The organism is Acinetobacter sp. 24-47-47 (assembly GCF_057737035.1).
Genome location: NZ_CM173216.1, coordinates 2,532,948 through 2,553,412, shown reverse-complemented (window position 1 = coordinate 2,553,412; position 20,465 = coordinate 2,532,948). Strand labels below are relative to the sequence as shown.

Below are 20,465 nucleotides of genomic sequence, written 5' to 3'. Positions count from 1 at the left end.
TGAAGATGTCTGAAAATCCTCAAGGACAAAAGCATTGTTCATTTTGCGGTAAAACGCAGTCTGAAGTGGGTAAACTCATTGCAGGCGAGGACGCTTACATTTGTAATGAATGTGTAGATGTATGCTTAGATTTAGTTCAGACGAGCCAGCAAGTCGAAACTGGTGAATGGGCAACTCGTCCATTACCTAAGCCGCATGAAATTCGTGCAGCTTTAGATCAATATGTGATTGGTCAAGACACTGCGAAAAAAACGCTCTCTGTTGCGGTATATAACCACTATAAACGTCTTAAAGTAACTCAATCTACTGCAAAGTCAGAAGATCGTGTAGAACTTGCTAAAAGCAATATCTTACTCATAGGACCAACAGGTTCGGGTAAGACTTTATTGGCACAAACTTTAGCGCGCTTATTAGATGTCCCATTTGCGATGGCTGATGCAACGACATTAACTGAAGCTGGTTATGTTGGTGAAGATGTTGAGAATATCGTACAAAAATTGCTACAAAAAGCAGATTACGATGTTGAGAAAGCACAGAAGGGTATCATTTATATCGATGAGATCGATAAGATTACCCGTAAGTCTGAAAATCCTTCAATTACACGTGATGTCTCAGGAGAAGGTGTTCAACAAGCGCTTTTAAAAATGATCGAAGGTACGGTAGCTTCAATTCCACCTCAAGGTGGTCGTAAGCATCCACAGCAAGAGTTCATTCAAATTGATACGTCTAATATCCTGTTTATCTGCGGTGGTGCATTCTCTGGTTTGGAGCGTGTCGTGCAACAGCGTCAAGAAAAAGGTGGAATTGGTTTCACTGCTGACGTAAAGACTAAAGATGACTCTAAGAAGTTATCTGAATTATTTAGTCAGGTAGAAGCTGCCGATCTTGTGAAATTTGGTTTAATCCCTGAATTCATTGGTCGTCTGCCAGTGATTGCAACGCTCGAAGAATTGGACGAAGAAGCATTAATGCAAATTTTGACTGAACCAAAAAATGCATTAACGCGTCAGTATCAATACTTGTTCGAAATGGAAGATGTTGATCTATTATTTGAAGATTCAGCATTGCGAGCTGTTGCGAAAAAAGCACTTGAGCGTAATACAGGTGCACGTGGTTTACGTTCAATTCTTGAAAACGTCTTACTCGATACGATGTACGATTTACCAAGTCGCTCTGATATTGGTACTGTTGTGATCAATGAAGCTGTGATCAATGAAAATGCTGAACCAGAATATCGAACTGAGCGCCAACCTAAACAAGAACAACAAGTTGAAGAAAAGGTCGATTTAAAGATTTTAGATACTAAATCTGCTTAATTGATTGTAATTCATCTGAAACGCGTAAAAAGTCCCACTTTTTGCGCGTTTTTTGTTTTTAATCTCGGATTGAGATGATAATCTAACGATAACAAAAATATGACATAGAATAAAAAGTATTCGTGATGAGGGATAATCATGCGATCAAGCGTAGCAGTGTGTGCTTTGAGTCTGTTTCTTGTGGCATGTCAGACACATAAAGGGCTTAACGATAATAATCAAACTCATGTGGTTTCAACGTTAAAACCGGTAGATTTTAGTGAGAAAAAAACTTTTGTATCTCAGAAGCTAGCTCAATATAAAGTTGCAGGATTTGATCTGGGCTCATGGGTAAATCAAAAACCAGGACAGTTTTTCAGCCGTGTAAAACCTCAACATCAGCAAGCCGCAGTGTTGTATCTGTACCGTCCTGATAGTAAGTGGAATCGTCAGGAAATTATTGCACCGAGTTTTTTTCTAAATGGTAAGCGCATTCCGAGTTTAATCAGCAATCATTATTATTGGATAGAGCTGGCTGAAGGGGATTATCAACTTAGTATCAGTCGACCTTTAACTGTGATGCATTTTCAAAAACCTTTGGTTGCAAGTTTTAGTGTTAAAGCGGGGCAGCAGTATTTCTTAAAATATGAAGAAGAACAGTTTCGAGGTGGACCAAATGGTAGTGAAGATCTCCTCAGAGTTGGACCATTGATGCAAATGCCAACAAAACAGGCATTAAGAGAAATTGGCATGACTCAGTTGAAAACGCCTGGGCTTAACTATGTTGCCGTTATTCAACCGAACGGAACATTGCAAAAATCAAAAGAAAAAATTAAAAATAAAGAATATAAAGCCAGTGATGATGTGCGCTTAACAGAACCTTTTAAGATATATGATCCACGCACATGGTAACTCTGATTCAGCATAATGGTTTTTAGCTTATTTCGAGTCAGTATGAATACTTTGTTTTTGTAGTTGTTCTAATTTCTTTTGGACTTCAGCAAAATTCTTTTCTGTAGATTGTAAAGAGCCTGCAAGTTGTTGATTCAGGATTTTCATGGATTCTTGAGCAACAAGTGGACCTTTATTTAAAATGGATTGACCTGTTGGAGAGGAATAAAAGTCGATCTGGGCTTGAACTTCTTGGGCATCATAGACATCTTTATAAATTTTGAGATAGATCGGTTTAAGTTTTTCCCAAGAAGTTTGCTTAATATTTTCTTGGTGAATTTTATCAGCCAGTTCATTGGCAATAACTTGTTGTTGTGGTGTTAATTTTTCGGCCTTAACAATATTTTGAACAATGCTATAGGCCTGTTGATCAATTTGAGGTCGGATTTGTTTAAGCGTACTTTGTAAGAGCTGATCTAAATTCAATACTTGTATGAGTTTTTCGATTTGTTGATCAGTCGCTTGAGCTGCCATAACCGCAGGTGAGCAGATCATGCATCCGCTCAAAAATAATGTTCTTAAAATTTTCATGAGTATTCTCGGTATAAAAAAGCACCCTAATGATAGAGTGCTTTTTGAACTTGAGACAAGTCGAATATTATTTATTGTGCAGCTGCATCTACAACTGGAATTTTACCAATTTTAGCCTGCCAAATTTTTGGTGCAGTTGCGTGAACTGATGTGCCGTTAACGTCTACTGCAACAGATACAGGCATATCTTTAACCACGAACTTATAGATTGCTTCCATACCTAAATCTTCAAAAGCGACAACTTCCGCTTCACGAATTGCTTTAGATACGAGATATGCAGCACCGCCTACAGCCATGAGGTAAGTTGCTTTATTGTCTTTGATTGCTTCAATCGCAGCAGGACCGCGGTCCGCTTTACCGATCATACCGAAAAGACCAGTTGCTTCTAAAACTTGGCGTGTGAACTTATCCATACGTGTTGCAGTTGTTGGACCTGCAGGACCTACAACTTCGTCACCCACTGGATCAACAGGACCAACGTAGTAAATGAACTTACCTTTAAGGTCTACAGGAAGCTCTTCACCGTTGTTTAACATATCAACCATACGTTTGTGCGCAGCGTCACGACCTGTATAGATTGTACCGTTAAGAAGAAGCGTATCACCTGGTTTCCAAGAGTTCATTTCTTCTTGTGTGATGTTATCTAAGTCAACACGTTTAGAAGAAGATGAGTCCCAAGTGACTTCAGGATAGTCTTCAAGTTTAGGTGCAATAATATTCGCAACACCTGTACCGTCTAGTGTGAAGTGTGCGTGACGAGTCGCAGCACAGTTCGGGATCATACCGACTGGTTTACCCGCAGCGTGACAAGGGTAGTCTTTAATTTTGATGTCTAGAACAGTCGTTAAACCGCCAAGACCTTGTGCACCAATACCCAGCGCGTTTACTTTCTCGAAGATTTCGATACGAAGTTCTTCAAGTTTATTTTGTGGACCACGACGAAGAAGCTCGTCCATGTTGATCTCTTCCATCAATGCTTCTTTAGCAAGCATCATGGCTTTTTCAGCTGTACCACCGATACCAATACCGAGCATACCAGGAGGACACCAGCCTGCACCCATGGTTGGTACAGTTTTCAGTACCCAGTCCACGATTGAATCAGATGGGTTTAACATTGCAAGTTTAGATTTATTTTCTGAACCACCGCCTTTTGCTGCAACAGTGATATCTACTTTGTTACCTGGAACAAGTTTATGGTAGATCACAGCAGGGGTGTTGTCTTTCGTATTCTTACGGCCAAAAGCAGGATCAGCAAGTACAGATGCACGAAGTACGTTAGAGTTTTCTAAGTAACCTTGGCGAACACCTTCATTAATCGCGTCGTCTAAGCTCATTGTTAAATCAAATTTAACGTCCATGCCCACTTCAACGAATACGTTGACGATACCAGTATCTTGACAGATCGGACGGTGACCTTCGGCACACATACGTGAATTGATTAAGATTTGTGCGATCGCATCTTTGGCAGCTTTGTTTTCTTCACGGTCATACGCACGACTCATTGCTTGGATGAAGTCTTGTGGATGATAGTAAGAAATGAACTGAAGCGCATCTTTAACGGATGTGATCAAGTCGTCTTGCTTGATAATAGTTGTCATACAAATATCTCTTGAGCGGGCTGATAGCTAGCGGGCTAAATTATAAGACAAAATGATTCAATTGTGGCTTTTTTGCTGAGGAATTGGGCGAAAGTTTAAGAGAGCAGATTCATTCATAGAAAAGTTAAAATTAATATTTGCTAATTAATTTTTTAGATGGAAATACGTTTACGTAATAAGTTGTTTAAGCTTTTTTATAAATAACAATAATTTTTTTCAAATTTATCTCATAATATTTTTAGATTAAATGGGTGAAATTTCACTATTTTAGTCATCAATAATTCTAATACATTGACTTTATGAAATTAAATTTTGTTAAGATTTTCAATAGAAAGTATTAAGTAAATATTTATATAATTAAAAATCAATATTATTTATATATTTCATAAAATCTAGAAGTTAATTAAATATGAAGTCAAGTGACGCTGGAGTCTTTCTAAGTTATGCCTATATCACAATGCAACAGATGGGATTAAATGTAGAGCAAATTTTAGAAGATGTAAGATTGCCCGCACAGTTGCCTGATAAGACAGTTCGCAGAGATAATTCATGTCAGTACCGATTTTGGAATACAGCGCAAAAAGTTTCTAATGACAGAGATATTGGTTTACATGTAGGAGAGCATTTTCCTGTAATTAGAGGCTCAGTGATTGAGTATCTGTTTTTGAGTAGTTCGGGATTTAAAGTTGGACTAGAGAAAGCTTTAAATTACCAAAAATTACTTTCTTCAGCTTTTCATTTTAGCCTGTTCACAGATGAGCATGTTGCTGGAATTCAAGGGTTTAATCATCCTGTTCGGCACTATTTAGAGATTGTGATCAGTGTGATTTTAAAGTTTTTGAAATTCATTACAGATGATCAATTCCGCCCAATTAAAATTTATTTACCCTATGAATATGGTGCGACATTAATAGAATACAAGCGCGTATGGGGATGTGAAGTTGAGTTGGGCTGTCCAGATGGGAAAATTATATTTGATGCAGCGTTGTTGAATTTAAAATTTGACTGGTATGAGCCTGAATTATTTGCCATCCATGAAACTTATGCAAAACGTCAGATGAGACAGGTTGAAAAATATGAACTTATTTCTGATATAGAACAAATTCTAGCTGATGTTTTACTCGAATCAGGCAATGTTCAATTAAAGCATGTGGCAGACAAGTTAAATATGAAGGTCAACACCTTGCGTGCATCTTTAAACGCTATTGACACTTCTTTTGAGAAAATTCTAACTCATTATCGTATTCGGACTGCAAAGCAATTATTAGCATCCAAAGAGATTTCCATGTGCCATATTGTCAGCGTTCTCGGTTTCTCAGAGAGTTCTGTTTTTTCACGAGCATTTAAACGTTGGACGGGTGAGACACCTTTGCAATACCGAAAAAGAAAAATCTCCAGAAAATGATTCAATTGATACTTAAACTATATCATCTGAGTCAATTAAACTTATGCCAAATCCGTTACTTTAATCTGAGGTAGAACAGTTTTAACACTCTAAATGGTTACTTGGTTTTTAACACATTTAAGTTTTTAATGAAGTTCTAATCCTAATAAATCGAATTAAATTTTAAAAAATATTCAATTGCTTAAGAATTAATTTGATTTCATATTCAATTATTATTCAACCAATTTAAGGAGTTGAAAATGAGTTATGTAAAGACTAAAGACGGTGTTGAAATTTTTTATAAAGATTGGGGATCACGTGACGGTGAGGTTCTTTTTTTTCATCATGGGTGGCCTTTAAGTTCAGATGATTGGGATGCGCAAATACTTTACTTTTTAGACAAAGGTTACCGTGTAGTGGCGCATGACCGCCGTGGTCATGGACGATCTTCTCAAGTGTCTGAAGGTCATGATATGGATCATTATGCTGATGATGTTGCGGCTGTTGTAGAGCATTTGGGCATTAAAAAGGCGATTCATATTGGTCATTCAACAGGCGGTGGAGAGGTTGCACACTATATAGCAAGATATGGTGAGGAACGTGTCTCTAAAGCTGTTCTTGTGAGCTCTGTACCACCTTATATGGTGAAAACTGAAGATAATCCAAATGGATTGCCGAAAGCTGTTTTTGATGATATGCAGGCTCAGTTATTTAAAAATCGAGCTGAATTCTATCGTGCTGTACCTGAAGGTCCATTTTATGGCTTTAATCGTCCGAATGCGAAGCCGTCTGAACCAGTGATTCAAAATTGGTGGAGACAAGGGATGATGGGTTCTGCTAAAGCACACTATGATGGGATTGTGGCTTTCTCCCAAACTGATTTTAGAGAAGACCTTAAGAAAATTTCAGTGCCAGTATTAGTTTTACATGGTGATGATGACCAAATTGTTCCTCTTGATATTTCAGGAAAGTTATCGGCTGAATTGGTACAAAATGGAACTTTAAAGATTTATCCAGGTTATTCACATGGGATGCTCACTATTAATCCTGACGTGATTAATCCTGACCTTCTTGAATTTATTCAGAATTAATTTTAATTATTATAAAAAAACAAGAACTCATCAGAGTTCTTGTTTTTTTATATAAGTCTTTAGTTAACCTCATGATTCTAAGTTACAACACGTAGGAGTTAATCATAGATCTGAGTGTTCTAAGGGACTTATTGAAAAAACTATCCTCACTTTCGCGAGGATGGTAACTCATATGCAAATCAAATTATTGGGCTTGTTGCTCAGCTTGAATCGCTGTTAAAGCAATGGTAAAGACAATATCATCGACCAATGCACCACGAGATAAATCGTTTACAGGTTTGTTTAAACCTTGGAGCATTGGACCGACACTGACCACATTGGCAGAGCGTTGAACTGCTTTATAGGTGGTATTACCAGTATTCAAGTCAGGGAAAATAAACACATTGGCACGACCCGCCACTTGAGAGTCAGGTGCTTTAGAGCGACCTACACTTTCTACAGAGGCAGCATCATATTGAAGGGGTCCATCAATCAATAAATCTGGACGACGTTCTTTTGCGATGCGTGTTGCTTCAGCAACTTTTTCAACATCAGCACCTGTGCCAGATGTTCCTGTTGAATATGAAATCATGGCAATACGTGGATCAATACCAAACGCTTTTGCCGAATCGGCAGATTGAATCGCGATTTCAGCAAGTTGCTCTGCATTAGGATCTGGATTGATTGCACAGTCACCATAAACATACACTTCATCTGGTAATAACATAAAGAAAACAGACGAAACTAAAGAGTAATCAGGTGCCGTTTTAATCAACTGAAATGCAGGGCGAACTGTATTGGCTGTGGTATGAACTGCACCTGAAACTAATCCATCCACTTGATCTAGTGCTAACATCATCGTTCCAAGAACCACTGTATCTTGTAACTGTTCTTTCGCTTGCAGTTCATTTAACTTGCCTTTACGCAACTCTACCATTTGCGCAATATAATTGTCGCGGATGAGGTCTGGATCAATGATTTCTAAATCATCAGGTAATTCAATCCCTCGAGCTTTGGCTACATCTAAAACTGCTTCTGGTTTTGCCAGTAAGATACAGTGAGCAATACCACGTGATTGGCAGATCGCGGCTGCTTGAATCGTACGAGGTTCATCACCTTCAGGAAGAACAATTCTTTTCTTCGCTGCAATTGATTTTTGTACCAACTCATGACGGAATGCAGATGGAGAAAGACGTGGTTGGTATGAACCATTCAGCAACTGCGTTACCCAATCCGCATCAATATGGCTAGATACAAATCGAGTGACTTGTTCAGCGCGAGCAGTATCATCTACAGGAATTTCATTACTTAAATTAGCCAGTTGGGTTGCCGTTTCAAAGGTGCTCAATGGTGTGTGTAAAATAGGTAAGCCCTGTTTTATCGCAGCTTGGCAGAAAGCCAGTACTTGTTGATTAGGTGCATAATGTTCAGTCAATACTAAACCAGCAAGAGGGATACCATTGCTGCTTGCTAAACTACTTGCAAGTAAGACATCAATACGATCTGATGCGCTAATAATCAGTTCGCCTGCCGTGAATTTGTGCAGTTCGCGCTCGATATTTGAAGCGATCAGGCTACTATGCAGAACACGTCGTTGTGCAGCCTCACCTAAGTTAATCCATTCTGCTTGAATATGTTGCGCGATATCAGACATTCGCGGCACACTTAAAGTATTGCTAAATGGTACTAATGCAATAACAGGAAGTTGTTCGGAACCAATCAGTGGATGTGTTTTTTGAATTTCCCCAACAAATTGTTGAGTCTCTTGTATCAGACGCAGACTTGGATCAATGGTCACTGGAATCTGTGCAGACTCCTCGGACAGACCTTTGGTTCGCATGAAAAGCACACCAGCTGTTCGGTTGCTGTTTGCTCCACCAAAATTACGTAATTGGGTTTCTACTTTTTCTGCTGTATAGGCTGGTTGTTTGATATCAGCATTGCTCACAATGATGACTTTCGCATCTAGTGCTTGAGCAAGTTGAGCATTCAGTTCAGATGCAAAACTATCACGACTGTTTGGAACTAACCCTTCCACAATAATAAGATCATGTTTTTTAGCAATTTGACGATGTAGACGAACAGCTTCTTCTAATAACTCATCACTTTCACCAGCATTTAATTGCTGAACTACATTTTGATATGAGATTGGTTCAACTGTTTCGTTCTGAGAAACATGGCGGAATAACGCTGTGGTGCGATCGAAATTTTCAGCATGTACTTCTTGTGAAAATGGCTTAACAAAACCAGCTTTTACACCTTGACACTCAAGTGCATAAATTAAGCCTAAACACGCTGATGTCAGACCTACACCTTCACCAGTTGGAACAAGTACAATTGTTTTCATATCATCAAAATCTATATCTAAAAATAAAAAAGAAATATGTAAATATGTCTGAGCGGGCGACTGCTTAAGCAGTCGCGGTTTCAAGTTCAGACTTTTTTTCAGATGAATTCACATCTCCGATTTGATTCACCACATGTTCTGTTTCTTGTGCAATACGTCCTTCTTCATCTGTAGGAATGACCCAAATTTGCGGACCAGTACCATTATCAATACGACCTTCAGTACCGCGAGCTAATTGGTTATTTTTTTCTTTGCTAAAGTTAAAACCAAAATGTGGCAAATAAGATAATGTTTTTTCACGAATGAATGCTGAGTTTTCACCAATACCACCTGTGAAGAATAAGCCATCAAGACGAGGTAAACCACAGCTGAGTGCTGCTAATGATTTAGCAAGACGATAGCAGAATACTTCAATAGCAAGTGCAGCATCTTCATTGCCTTCTTCTGAAGCTTCGATAAGTGTTCGCATATCGTTTGACAGGTTTGAAAGTCCTAATAAACCAGATTGGCTATTGAGCATTCTGTCAATTTTGTAAATGTCCCATCCTAGGTTTTTGGCTAAAAAATTATGTAAGCTTGGATCTACATCACCACTACGGGTACCCATCACTAAACCTTCGAGCGGCGTTAATCCCATAGAGGTATCAACACTTTTACCATTCCAAATTGCACAAGTAGAACTACCATTGCCTAAATGAGCGGTGAGCCAACCACCTTCACGGAAACTACCAGCAAGCTCAGAACCACGATCTGATACATAGGCATGGCTTGTACCGTGGAATCCATAGCGGCGAACATTATGTTCAGTGTATAAAAATTTTGGTACCGCATAACGATAGGCATGCGCTGGCATTGTTTGATGGAACGCTGTATCAAACACTGCAACTTGCGGTAAGTCTGGGAACAAACGTTTAGTCGCTTCGATCCCAACGAGATGTGCAGGATTATGTAATGGAGCTAAAGGTGTTGCTTCACGGATCTTTTCAATAATTTCATCGGTGATTAACTCTGCTTGAGTTAAAGAACCACCATGTACAATACGATGACCAATGGCATCAGGCTTGTGATTCGCTAAGCGAGATAATCCAACTTCAAGTGCTTCTTTGTGGTCTGCATTTGGAATACGAATATCAACTGGTTCGTTGCCTACAGTCACGCCTTTGATGCGCGCTTCTGGCGTACCTAAATTTTCAGCAAGACCATGAATTCGGAAATCTTGATCTTTAAGTAATAATGCAAACTTGATCGAAGAAGAACCGCAATTGATGATAAGAACTGAATGAGGCATGGTGTGTTCCTTTACTGGCAATTTTAATATTTCGTTTGTTTTCTTCCAAATGAACAAAAAATGTTATTTCTTGATCGTGAAGCATTTGTATCATGCGTTTTTTTATTGTCCTAGATAGACTTTAGGTGATTAGACTTAAGCACTATCGACCACTAAGGCAATAATAATTAAAATTTATAGTCTTTCTTTATTCATTTATTAAATAAATGATGGTTATATTTTAATTAAATTGTATGCGTAAAACATAGCATGTATTGTATTTTTTATATACCACTTCTGCTTTGTAATTGATTTAATTTATACGTTTTTTATTTCGTTATGATGAGTTGAATCACTCAAAAACAAAGCCCTTTACTCAAAGGGCTTTGTTTTTTAAGTTAGGTTTATTGACGGATTTGGCCATCGCCTAAAACAATCCATTTTTGTGAGGTGAGTCCTTCTAATCCGACTGGACCTCTGGCATGAATTTTATCTGTTGAAATGCCGATTTCAGCACCTAAACCATATTCAAAACCATCAGCAAAACGGGTAGAGGCATTGACCATGACCGAACTTGAATCGACGCGTGTAAGAAATTTTCGCGCCGTGCTAAAGTTTTCAGTAATAATCGAATCAGTGTGATGCGATCCGTATTTATTGATATGCAAAATTGCTTCATCAACGCCACTGACCACTTTAACCGCTAAAATAGGTCCTAGATATTCCTCATACCAGTCTTCTTCGGTCGCAGTTTTAATCTGTTCACCTAAAATTGCTTTTACTTTTAAGCAACCACGCAGCTCAACTTGTTTTTCAGCATAAAGTTCAGCAATGCGAGGCAGAAAGTCATCAGCAACTTTTTCATCAACTAGCAGCGTTTCCATGGCATTACATACGCCATAGCGATGAGTTTTTGCATTTAACGCAATTGGCAATGCTTTTTGTAGATCTGCTTGAGCCTCAACGAAGACGTGACAGTTACCATCAAGATGTTTGATTACTGGAATAGTTGCTTCACGTGTAATACGTTCAATTAAGCCTTTGCCACCACGTGGAACAATAACGTCAACATACTCAGAGAGAGTAATCAATTGTCCAACAGCAGCACGATCAGCTGTATTTACAACCTGCACTGCGTTGACTGGTACTCCAGCTTGCTCTAAACCTTTTTGAATTGCGGTAGCAATGGCTTTGTTTGACTCTAATGCTTCTGAACCACCGCGAAGAATGATGGCATTGCCAGACTTAATCGCTAAAGAGGCTGCTTCTAGAGTGACGTTAGGACGTGATTCATAAATCATACCTACGACACCTAAAGGCACTCGCATTTTTCCAAGCTGAATACCAGACGGGCGATAAGCTAGGTCAGTAATTTCACCAATGGGATCAATTAAACTGATGACATCTTTAAGACCTTGTAACATTCCACTGAAGCGTGTGGGTGTAAGTTCCAAACGATCGAGTAATGCGCTGTCTAAATTGTTTTCATGACCACGAGTCATGTCTAGCTTATTCGCAGCTAGAATTTGAGCTTGATGGTCTTCCAAAGCGGTATGGATTGCCGTCAAAGCATTATTTCGTTCAAAAGTCGAAGATCCAGCCAAAAAGCGTGAAGCTTCACGCGCATTCTGACCGACGACTTGCATGTACTGTTCGATGGAGTCTTGCATAGCAGTTTAACTGATCATTTTAAAATCTCATTCAAATAGTAGCAGCGCAGATGACAACAATCTATGTTTATCAGCGAAAAAAGCTAAGTTGATAAAACTTGTAACTATTTTTAGAACCTAACGGTAGTTAAAAAAGATAAAAGGTGAATTCTTGCATTGCGCAGATTTCATGCATCTGTATAAAATGAAATGAATGTTAATTATGTTGCATAATCATAACGAATTGAGAGTATGATCAAATTAACGGCTGTGAAAACAAAACAATAAAGCCAAATGGAGATAAGGGAATGAATTCCATGATAAAAATGGAGCTTGAAGATTATTCAGCTGAAGACAGCACTCATTTTTTTGATCTGTACCATAAAAATAGTTTTAAAGAGCCGCCACGAACCACATGGATTGATGGGTGGAAAATTGAATATATGGCGATCGCATCGCCAGAAACACTGCATCAGACGCCAACGCTGATTGTCGGAGGCGCATTTCAAAATTTTAATTCATATAAATATTGCGTTGAACAGCTCTTCGAGAAAGGACCTGTTATTTTAATCGACTTACCATCTTTAGGTTCAAATCAACAAATCCACAATCGTGATACTGGAATTTCTGCTGGTACTCTAGAGCTACCAGAGCTTTCAAAAATGTTAGGTCAATGGTTGGATTTGGTGGAGATTAAGAAAGTCTCTGTTATGGGGATGTCATTAGGCTCTGTGGTTGCTTCCTGTTTTGCTCATTATCGTCCAGAACTGGTAGATCGATTAATTCTGATGGGCGTCATGCAGAAGACGCGGAAAAGCTGGCGTATGTTGCTTGAAGAGTCATTAATATTGATGCAAGAGCAACGTATGGATGAGTTTGGTCAGGCTGTCATTTTGTATTTGGTGAATCATGCAAAATTAGATCAAACGCGTATGTCTCCAACAGCTAAACGACTCTTTTATAAGCAGATGTCTGAGTTTGATATCGCTGAGCGTGAGCGATATGAAATCAACTGTAATCGTTTATTGCGTCTTTCCCATGTTCCAATTCCGATGTGTAAAACATTAGTAGCATGTGGTCAATTCGATAGTTTTACTTTGCCATTTGAGAATGCGAATTTTGCCTTGCAATGTCCTGATGTTGAGTTTGCAATGATTGCAAATGCGGATCATGTGCCTCAACTGCAACGCCGAAAAGAAACCATGAATCTTTTTACCAGTTTCTTAAAAGGCGAATCGATTCATAATCTAGATGGGATCATTTATTTAGATAAAGACCAAATGCAATCATTGGATCGCAGAGGGGAAGTTCGATTTGCCCTTAAAAATGCACATTCTGTTTTAATTCATCAAACAAATGCACAACGTTTTGAAGTTGAAATTAAAGACCTGAATTACTTTGGTGTATCATTCTTTTTGGATGATCCATCTCAAGTTGAAGTCTTACAGGAAGATGCTCGAAGTTTTGCAATTGAATTTGAGGATGAGCAAGGACATTTTGCTGTCGAATGTTTAATGTTCGATTTTATTGGAAATGAAGTAAGAGCATTATTCAAGCATGGTTATTTTGAAGTGGCTGATCGCTTACTTCAATTTATAGATACCCATAAACACAATGACAGCGTGGATTAGGCTGTCATTGAATTCATTTGAATCAAAAAATAGATACTTCGTAATATTGCTACGAATGAATCATTATTTTATTGCATGAATCATCCATACTAGATCACCAAGATGCTGATCTGTATCCATATTTTGATTCTTTTTTTCAAAATACAGTTGAGGTTGAATGACTTCAACTTCAGTAAAACCTGACAGTTTAAAAAAGTGCTGTACCTCTAAAGGGTCTTTAAAGTGGAAGGTAAATGCACTTCTTGAAGCGTATTTGAGTAATTTGCTGCTCGACCAAATTAAGTTAGCCAGTTTATGTTGGACAGGTTCGGGATAAAGGTCAGTTAAATAATGAAGCGTTTGGAATGGTTGACCAAAACGTACAATTGAATTCAGCAATTGTTTGAGTAAATCTTGATTAAAATAATTGATTAATCCTTCACTGATAATCACTAGCGGTCGTGTTGGGTCGAATTCGTCAAAAGCTGTTTTGAAATCATCCGTGAATAAGTCTGCTGATAAAACTTTAGGGCTTTCGGGATCGATTTTATTCAAAGCGGATTGTTTTGTGGCAGCCATGTCTGGTAAATCTAATTCGCGATAATCTATTTCGGGATAACGAGATCTAAACCACCAACCACGAGGTGAAAGTCCCGCTGCAATTTCTAAAATTTGCAGGTTTGGATATTGTTTGATTAATAATTTTAAATGGTCGTCTAATAATGTATGTCGTGTCTTCAGAGTTGAACGCATACTTCCACCGATAAACTTCTCAGCCATACTTTCAAAAGGGTGAGCGAATTGCGCCAACGCTTTACCTTTCGAAGTCGCAAATGCTTCGTGAGAGATACCCATTTGGTACCAAATATAGCCAGTGTAGTGAGCAGTAAACGAAATATGACGGTGCTTTGATTGTTTTGATTGAGACATACACATCCTTAGCTATGATTATTATTGGATTGGTCAAGATAAAGGGAGCATTTAGATGCTCCCTTTATTATTAAAATGATTGTCTAAAATCTTCAATGACCTTTTTGACAGATTTCCATTCGTTGCCTAAGTCAAGTTGTTCACCAATGCGAATCTCTTGAATCTTACCGCGCATACGCTCTAAGCGTTCTTGGTTCGGCAATGGATAATTCTCTATGGCACTGAGCGCGACACATGCAGATTCCCGATTATTGCAGACTAAGCCCATATCACAGCCAGCTTCAAGCGCGGCTTTGATGCGAGCATCTGCACCACCTGCAACACAAGCTGCTTGCATAGTTAAGTCATCAGAAAACAAGACACCATCGAACTGAAGTGTTTCACGAAGTACTTTTTGAACCCAATACTGAGAAAAACCAGCAGGATTTGGATCTACTTTTTCATAAATCACATGTGCTGGCATGAGTGCGTCAAGTTGAGGTTGGAGTTGAATAAAGCTTTGCATATCTTGAGCTTCAATTTCAGCATAACTTCGTGTATCCACAGCTGCAGCAATATGTGAATCTGCTTTAACCGAGCCATGGCCAGGGAAGTGTTTCCCCGTGGTTGCCATGCCTGCGCGTTTCATACCTTGCATAAAGGCTTGGGCTAAAGGGATGATATCTGAGATATTCTTAGCAAAAGCACGATCACCAATAACATCGCTGATGTCGTTAAGGTCTAATACAGGTGCAAAGCTAAAGTCGATCCCGACTGCAAGAACTTCGGTAGCCATGAGCCAGCCGCATTGTTCAGCCAATTCAATTGCGCGTTCTGGCTGTCTTAGATAGAGCTCACCGAAACGTCCCATAGCAGGAAGGAGAGTGAAGCCTTGTTTTAAACGTTGTACGCGTCCACCTTCTTGATCGACTGCAATTAAAATATCGGGGCGAACTTGGCGCATATGATCCGTTAAGGCGCGAACTTGTTGAGGTGATTCAATATTTCTTCCAAACAAAATGACTCCACCGACTTGTGGAGATTGAAGGAGTTGAATATCTTCTTGATTAAGTGTTGTGCCCTCAATATCAAGCATCAATGCGCCAATCATAGTGGAATCCGTGATTCTAATTTTAAAAGAGAAAACAATACCCGAATTCTGCAATGATTTGCTACATTTTCTCCGTACAGATTATGATAAAACTATACGGCAGAAATAAAAAAAGTTGTTTAAGGTTTTGAATATTAATATTTCTATCTGAAAACAATAGTGTAAATTTGGTTTATCCAAGGAAAGACAAATTCGTTATGAAACTTCAAACAATCGCTTGCGCGGTAGCCATTGCCACTGGTGGTTTATTTTTTGGTCATACAATTAATGTTGCGATCGCAGCGAATCAACCAGCGGTTCAACAGGTTCAGAATATAAAGCCCACACAAGAACAAGCTTTAGTTTCAAGACAATTAGCAACTTTGGTGGATCGTCAGCACTATTTAAATATGCGTTTAGATGCTACGACCTCACAACGTATTTTTGATATGTATATTGATAGTCTTGATCCTGACCATAGCCTTTTCTTGGCAGATGAAGTGGCAAACTATAAGAAAAAATACGGACCAACTTTTGGAGCGGCGCTCAAAGCGGGTAACCTTGAAGGACCTTATGCCATTCACGCTCAATACCGTGATCGTTTAAAGTCATTCTATGAGTTTATGTTGGCGGAGTTAAAAAAACCGCAAAACCTAAATCAACCTAATGTGTTTATCGAGTCTGATCGTGAAAAGGCTCCATTTTTCAAAAATAAAGCTGAGCAAGAAAATCAATGGCGCAAAATGCTGGTGTCTCAGTTAATCAATTTAACGATTGCTAAAGAAGAAGATTTGGCTAAGCAAAAAGCGCTGAAAGATGATCCTTCTTTAGCAGCAGGACAAGATCTCACTTCAGCTGAAGATTTAACGCCAGTTCAGACTTTGACCAAGCGCTATATGCGTCAATTAGAACGTATGAAGCGTACAAAAAGCGATGACGTTTTAGAAAAAACGCTCAATGCTATGTTGGCGACTTATGACCCGCACAGTAATTATTTCCCGCCAATCGATGCGATTGAGTTAAATCGTCAGACCACATTGCAGCTTGAGGGGATTGGTGTGTCGATCCGTCCAGAACGCGGGAATGAAGACTATACGCGTATCGAGACGATCGTAGATGGTGGTCCTGCGTTTAAGACAGGACAGGTTAAGTCTGGTGATCGTATTATTGGTGTCGCGCAAGACGGTGACAAAATGGTCGACGTCATTGGATGGACCAGTTCTGAAATCGTTGGATTGATCCGAGGTAAGCGTGGGACTAAAGTCACCATTAAATTGCTCGGACCTGGAGCATCTATGAGTCAGGCACGTACCGTAACTATCGTACGTGATGTGATTCAAGAAGAGGATGCAGGTGTACGTTCAAGAACAGTAGAAATTGTACGAGATGGCAAGAAACATAAAGTTGGGGTAGTCGAAATTCCATCGTTCTATTACAACTACCGTGCCCGTCGTGCTGGTGAAAGCTATCGTTCAGTATCTGAAGATACCAATAATGCATTGAAAAGTTTAGCTGCGCAAAATGTCGATGGCATTATCGTCGATCTTCGTAATAACCCTGGCGGTTCACTCGAAGAAGTGGCAAAAATGATTGGGCAAGTGATTAAATCTGGTCCAGTGGTTCAAATTCGGGATGGGAATGGTAACGTCAGTGTCTTCGAAGATCGTGATGGAGGCGCTCAAACCTACGCAGGTCCATTGGCTGTCATGGTGAATCTGGCTTCTGCATCAGCAAGTGAAATCTATTCAGCTGCTGTGCAGGATTATGGTCGTGGGATTGTGATTGGAAGTACTACGACAGGTAAGGGTACAGCTCAAGTTCAATTGGACAGCTTAGCGTATGGTCAAGCGACATTGACGCAACGAAAGTTTTACCGTGTTACTGGTGGAAGCACACAAAATAAAGGGGTTGTGCCTGATATTCAATTGGTTGATATCTACGATGAAGAGTTTGGGGAGCGTAAAGCTAAGAATGCTTTAGAGTGGGATACCATCCCTACAGCTCCTTTCAAACGTGAGGGAGAAGTGCAAGCCTTTGTACCAAAATTAGCTGCTCATTCAAAACAGCGTGTTGCGAATGATATTCAATTTAAGTATTTAGAAGCGCGTAAAGCGATTTCGCAGAAAGCTAAAGAGAATAAACAAATCGTGTTGGATATCGATCAACGTAAAGCTGAACTCATCGCTTTGGAAAAAGAAACGTTGGCAGAAGAAAACAAACGCCGTATAGCAATGGGTAAAACTGCTTATCCAAATTGGGAAAGTTATCAGGCGTCGATGGAAGCTTTGGCTGAATCGCGTGCTAAGATGAAAACTAATCAACGCCCACCTTTACCTGAAGAAGAGGCATTTGTCACTGAATCAGCTCATATCTTGCTCGATTACATTGCCTTGCAAAAATAAAAATATTTATTGTTAAGTTTTACTTAAAAATGGCGTATTTCGATACGCCATTTTTTATGGATCTCGCCGAAAAACAACTTGACGTTCAATGAGATGGTGATATTGTTGTAGGCGACAAATGCTCATTAAAAAGTTGAACCTTCTTACATTTATTTGCTGTACTTTTGGGGTTTAAATAAAATAAAAACAGGTTCAGGTACGGATAAGTCTCTATATGATTCATATGAGTTACGATTATGCAATGGTGGCGGGTTCTGCTGTGGCGGCAGTGATCGTCTGCTTTATTGCTATTTCATTTGAACAACTCATTAGTACCCACAAAAACCCAGTTGGTCAAAAAGTGCTGCTCGGTGTAAGTGGCATGATATTTGGTCTTGCGATTTGGGTCATGCATTTTGTTGGAATGCTGGCTTGTCATTTACCCGAAGATCATAGTTTCGATATAGGTTTAACGCTATTCTCTTATGTGATCGCAGCTCTCGCTTCAATTTTTGCCATATGGCTCACGACTAGATCTACACTTCCTTTGGCTAGATTGGTTTTGGGTGCACTTCTGATGGGTTTCGGTATTTCAGGTATGCACTATACTGGAATGGCGGGATTGATCGTTCCCAACTACATTATTCGTTATGACACCATTTTGGTGATTTTTTCTGTACTGATTGCTGTATGTGGTTCAGGATTGTCATTCTGGCTGATGTTTAAATATAAGCGTACCTATCACAATAAATTGGCTTTCAAGCTTGCCGTGGCATTCATGATCGCTTTTAGTATTGTGGGAATGCATTATATTGGTATGGCGGCTGCGACTTTCCAACCCGTGGATGCCAAATATGCAGCATTGAATCAACTCCATGAAGGTCAAGGTTTATTACTTTTTGTCATTATATTTGTCACCTGCTTGGTTTTAGTGGTCAGTTTTTTTGTCGCTATTTTAGAATTACGACTTGAAGAACGAAATCAACAACTAATCAAAATGAATAAGGAATTGGAAAGTCTTGCTCTTCAAGATAATTTGACCAAACTTCCAAATCGACTTTTTTTGCTTGATTACACCACTTCATTATTTTCACTTCACCAATCTAAAGATCATAAAGTTGCATTCATTTATATTGATTTGGATCGTTTCAAGGCAGTGAATGATGCTTTTGGACATCATATTGGTGATCAGCTTTTAGTGAATTTAGCGCATCGACTTCATGCATTACTCGAAAAAAACCAAAAATTAATTCGTATTGGTGGTGATGAGTTTTTATTGGTTGTTGAAGACTTTTCTACAGACCAAATTGATCAAGTTGCCAATCTAGTATTGAGTAAAATCCAAGAAGGCTTTGTGATTTCTGGGAAGGAAATCAATATCTCAGCAAGTTTAGGTGTGGTCTATTATCCAGATCATGGTGCTGATTTACATGATTTGTTGGTGAATGCTGATGCTGCAATGCTGATGTCCAAAGAGCAAGGTCGCAATACTTACAGTGTGTTTAACTATTCATTAGATCAACAAGAAATCGCACGTAGCCAATCAAAACTTATTAATGATTTGTATCGTGCTGTTGAAGAACAACAATTCATTTTATTTTATCAGCCGAAATTCACAGCAGATTTTAAAATTTGTGGCGTTGAAGCTTTAATTCGTTGGAAGCATCCAAGTCTAGGACTTCTAGCACCAAATATGTTTATTGAGGGTGCGGAGCAAACAGGTCTTATTATTAAAATGGGCTACTGGGCTCTTGAACAAGCGTGTATACAGATTCAAGCTTGGCAAAAAAAGAAATTGCCTTTCTGTCCGATCGCTGTAAATTTATCAGCTGTACAATTTGAACATAAAGCGCTGGTAGATACATTAAGATGTTTAATCACGCAATACCAGATCGATCCAGCCCATTTAATTATTGAGATTACTGAATCGACAGCAATGCATCATATCGATGTCAGTATTCGTACTTTTGAGAGCCTACGTAATTTGGGGATTGGGCTTGCGATTGATGATTTTGGAACTGGTCATTCTAGCTTCTTATATTTAAAGAATCTCCCGGTAGATGAGCTTAAAATTGACCGTGAATTTATTCGAAATCTTTCACCCAATACTAAAGATGAAATTATCTTAGAAAGTATTATTGTATTGGCTAAACGTTTAGGTTTGGTGGTGACAGCTGAAGGCGTTGAAACTCAAAAACAAGCCGATATCTTAAAACGTTTAGGTTGTCAGCAATTACAAGGCTATTTATTGGGTATGCCATTACCTGTGGATCGTTTAGAAAGCACATTTAAGAACTATTAACTTCTGGTCAGTTTCTGATTCATCACATTCACATTCGGTATTGATCTGCTACAATATCGCCAATTTTTATTTTGATCTTTT

14 protein-coding genes are annotated in these 20,465 nt (G+C 38.9%); 7 read left to right on the top strand and 7 right to left on the bottom strand.

What is annotated here, in order from left to right; all coding sequences use genetic code 11:
• Window positions 1-5 precede the first annotated feature (5 nt).
• Together clpX and AC1M9E_RS11910 are read left to right on the top strand one after the other, a co-directional pair.
• Window positions 6-1,316, top strand: a complete 1,311-nt coding sequence (clpX, locus tag AC1M9E_RS11915) for an ATP-dependent protease ATP-binding subunit ClpX (RefSeq protein WP_035265272.1) — start codon at window positions 6-8, stop codon at window positions 1,314-1,316.
• A gap of 138 nt (window positions 1,317-1,454) precedes the next feature.
• On the top strand, window positions 1,455-2,207 hold the full coding sequence (locus AC1M9E_RS11910; RefSeq protein ID WP_481591561.1) for a DUF2846 domain-containing protein: 753 nt from the start codon (window positions 1,455-1,457) through the stop codon (window positions 2,205-2,207).
• A gap of 27 nt (window positions 2,208-2,234) precedes the next feature.
• Here AC1M9E_RS11910 and AC1M9E_RS11905 read toward each other — a convergent pair whose 3' ends face one another.
• Window positions 2,235-2,777, bottom strand: coding sequence for a DUF2059 domain-containing protein (locus AC1M9E_RS11905; protein WP_035265277.1), 543 nt, complete (start codon window positions 2,775-2,777; stop codon window positions 2,235-2,237).
• Window positions 2,778-2,848: 71 nt separating this feature from the next.
• A complete protein-coding gene (locus AC1M9E_RS11900) occupies window positions 2,849-4,375 on the bottom strand; it encodes a fumarate hydratase (protein WP_035265279.1) in 1,527 nt (508 codons plus the stop codon).
• Between the two features lie 409 nt (window positions 4,376-4,784).
• On the opposite strand from AC1M9E_RS11900, the gene AC1M9E_RS11895 reads away from it, so the two are divergent.
• Entirely contained in the window at window positions 4,785-5,780 is a 996-nt protein-coding gene (locus AC1M9E_RS11895; RefSeq protein WP_488224818.1) for an AraC family transcriptional regulator, read from the top strand.
• A gap of 239 nt (window positions 5,781-6,019) precedes the next feature.
• Entirely contained in the window at window positions 6,020-6,850 is an 831-nt protein-coding gene (locus tag AC1M9E_RS11890; RefSeq protein ID WP_481597600.1) for an alpha/beta fold hydrolase, read from the top strand.
• Between the two features lie 184 nt (window positions 6,851-7,034).
• Here the strand turns inward: AC1M9E_RS11890 and pta are convergent, their stop codons facing one another.
• The 3 genes from pta to AC1M9E_RS11875 all read right to left on the bottom strand — a co-directional run bounded on the left by pta (window position 7,035) and on the right by AC1M9E_RS11875 (window position 12,113).
• A complete protein-coding gene (pta, locus tag AC1M9E_RS11885) occupies window positions 7,035-9,176 on the bottom strand; it encodes a phosphate acetyltransferase (RefSeq protein WP_481608973.1) in 2,142 nt (713 codons plus the stop codon).
• Window positions 9,177-9,240: 64 nt separating this feature from the next.
• Window positions 9,241-10,464, bottom strand: coding sequence for an acetate/propionate family kinase (locus AC1M9E_RS11880; protein WP_481953493.1), 1,224 nt, complete (start codon window positions 10,462-10,464; stop codon window positions 9,241-9,243).
• Between the two features lie 383 nt (window positions 10,465-10,847).
• The gene (locus tag AC1M9E_RS11875; protein ID WP_179998649.1) at window positions 10,848-12,113 is read right to left on the bottom strand and encodes a glutamate-5-semialdehyde dehydrogenase; all 1,266 of its coding nucleotides are present in this window, start codon (window positions 12,111-12,113) and stop codon (window positions 10,848-10,850) included.
• Between the two features lie 287 nt (window positions 12,114-12,400).
• Here AC1M9E_RS11875 and AC1M9E_RS11870 point away from each other — a divergent pair, with 287 nt between their 5' ends.
• On the top strand, window positions 12,401-13,723 hold the full coding sequence (locus AC1M9E_RS11870) for an alpha/beta fold hydrolase (protein ID WP_481591556.1): 1,323 nt from the start codon (window positions 12,401-12,403) through the stop codon (window positions 13,721-13,723).
• Between the two features lie 63 nt (window positions 13,724-13,786).
• Here AC1M9E_RS11870 and AC1M9E_RS11865 read toward each other — a convergent pair whose 3' ends face one another.
• Window positions 13,787-14,632, bottom strand: coding sequence for a class I SAM-dependent methyltransferase (locus AC1M9E_RS11865; protein ID WP_488224817.1), 846 nt, complete (start codon window positions 14,630-14,632; stop codon window positions 13,787-13,789).
• Window positions 14,633-14,702: 70 nt separating this feature from the next.
• Entirely contained in the window at window positions 14,703-15,722 is a 1,020-nt protein-coding gene (gene nagZ / locus AC1M9E_RS11860) for a beta-N-acetylhexosaminidase (protein ID WP_488224816.1), read from the bottom strand.
• 197 nt (window positions 15,723-15,919) lie between these two features.
• Between nagZ and AC1M9E_RS11855 the strand changes: the two genes are divergently transcribed.
• Window positions 15,920-18,103 carry a carboxy terminal-processing peptidase gene (locus AC1M9E_RS11855; protein WP_488224815.1) on the top strand — a complete coding sequence of 728 codons (2,184 nt, stop codon included), beginning with the start codon at window positions 15,920-15,922 and terminating at the stop codon, window positions 18,101-18,103.
• 214 nt (window positions 18,104-18,317) lie between these two features.
• Window positions 18,318-20,384 (top strand): putative bifunctional diguanylate cyclase/phosphodiesterase, encoded by a 2,067-nt coding sequence (locus tag AC1M9E_RS11850; RefSeq protein ID WP_035265296.1) that lies wholly within the window; start codon window positions 18,318-18,320, stop codon window positions 20,382-20,384.
• The last annotated feature ends 81 nt before the right edge of the window (window positions 20,385-20,465 follow it).

Bases quoted from the DNA above. Each gene is read 5' to 3' on its own strand.
- clpX (WP_035265272.1), top strand. From the start codon at position 6: ATGTCTGAAAATCCTCAAGGACAAAAGCATTGTTCATTTTGCGGTAAA.
- AC1M9E_RS11850 (WP_035265296.1), top strand. From the start codon at position 18,318: ATGATTCATATGAGTTACGATTATGCAATGGTGGCGGGTTCTGCTGTG.
- AC1M9E_RS11875 (WP_179998649.1), bottom strand. From the start codon at position 12,113: ATGCAAGACTCCATCGAACAGTACATGCAAGTCGTCGGTCAGAATGCG.
- AC1M9E_RS11900 (WP_035265279.1), bottom strand. From the start codon at position 4,375: ATGACAACTATTATCAAGCAAGACGACTTGATCACATCCGTTAAAGAT.
- AC1M9E_RS11855 (WP_488224815.1), top strand. From the start codon at position 15,920: ATGAAACTTCAAACAATCGCTTGCGCGGTAGCCATTGCCACTGGTGGT.
- AC1M9E_RS11870 (WP_481591556.1), top strand. From the start codon at position 12,401: ATGAATTCCATGATAAAAATGGAGCTTGAAGATTATTCAGCTGAAGAC.
- AC1M9E_RS11910 (WP_481591561.1), top strand. From the start codon at position 1,455: ATGCGATCAAGCGTAGCAGTGTGTGCTTTGAGTCTGTTTCTTGTGGCA.
- AC1M9E_RS11905 (WP_035265277.1), bottom strand. From the start codon at position 2,777: ATGAAAATTTTAAGAACATTATTTTTGAGCGGATGCATGATCTGCTCA.
- AC1M9E_RS11880 (WP_481953493.1), bottom strand. From the start codon at position 10,464: ATGCCTCATTCAGTTCTTATCATCAATTGCGGTTCTTCTTCGATCAAG.
- AC1M9E_RS11865 (WP_488224817.1), bottom strand. From the start codon at position 14,632: ATGTCTCAATCAAAACAATCAAAGCACCGTCATATTTCGTTTACTGCT.
- AC1M9E_RS11890 (WP_481597600.1), top strand. From the start codon at position 6,020: ATGAGTTATGTAAAGACTAAAGACGGTGTTGAAATTTTTTATAAAGAT.
- AC1M9E_RS11895 (WP_488224818.1), top strand. From the start codon at position 4,785: ATGAAGTCAAGTGACGCTGGAGTCTTTCTAAGTTATGCCTATATCACA.
- nagZ (WP_488224816.1), bottom strand. From the start codon at position 15,722: ATGATTGGCGCATTGATGCTTGATATTGAGGGCACAACACTTAATCAA.
- pta (WP_481608973.1), bottom strand. From the start codon at position 9,176: ATGAAAACAATTGTACTTGTTCCAACTGGTGAAGGTGTAGGTCTGACA.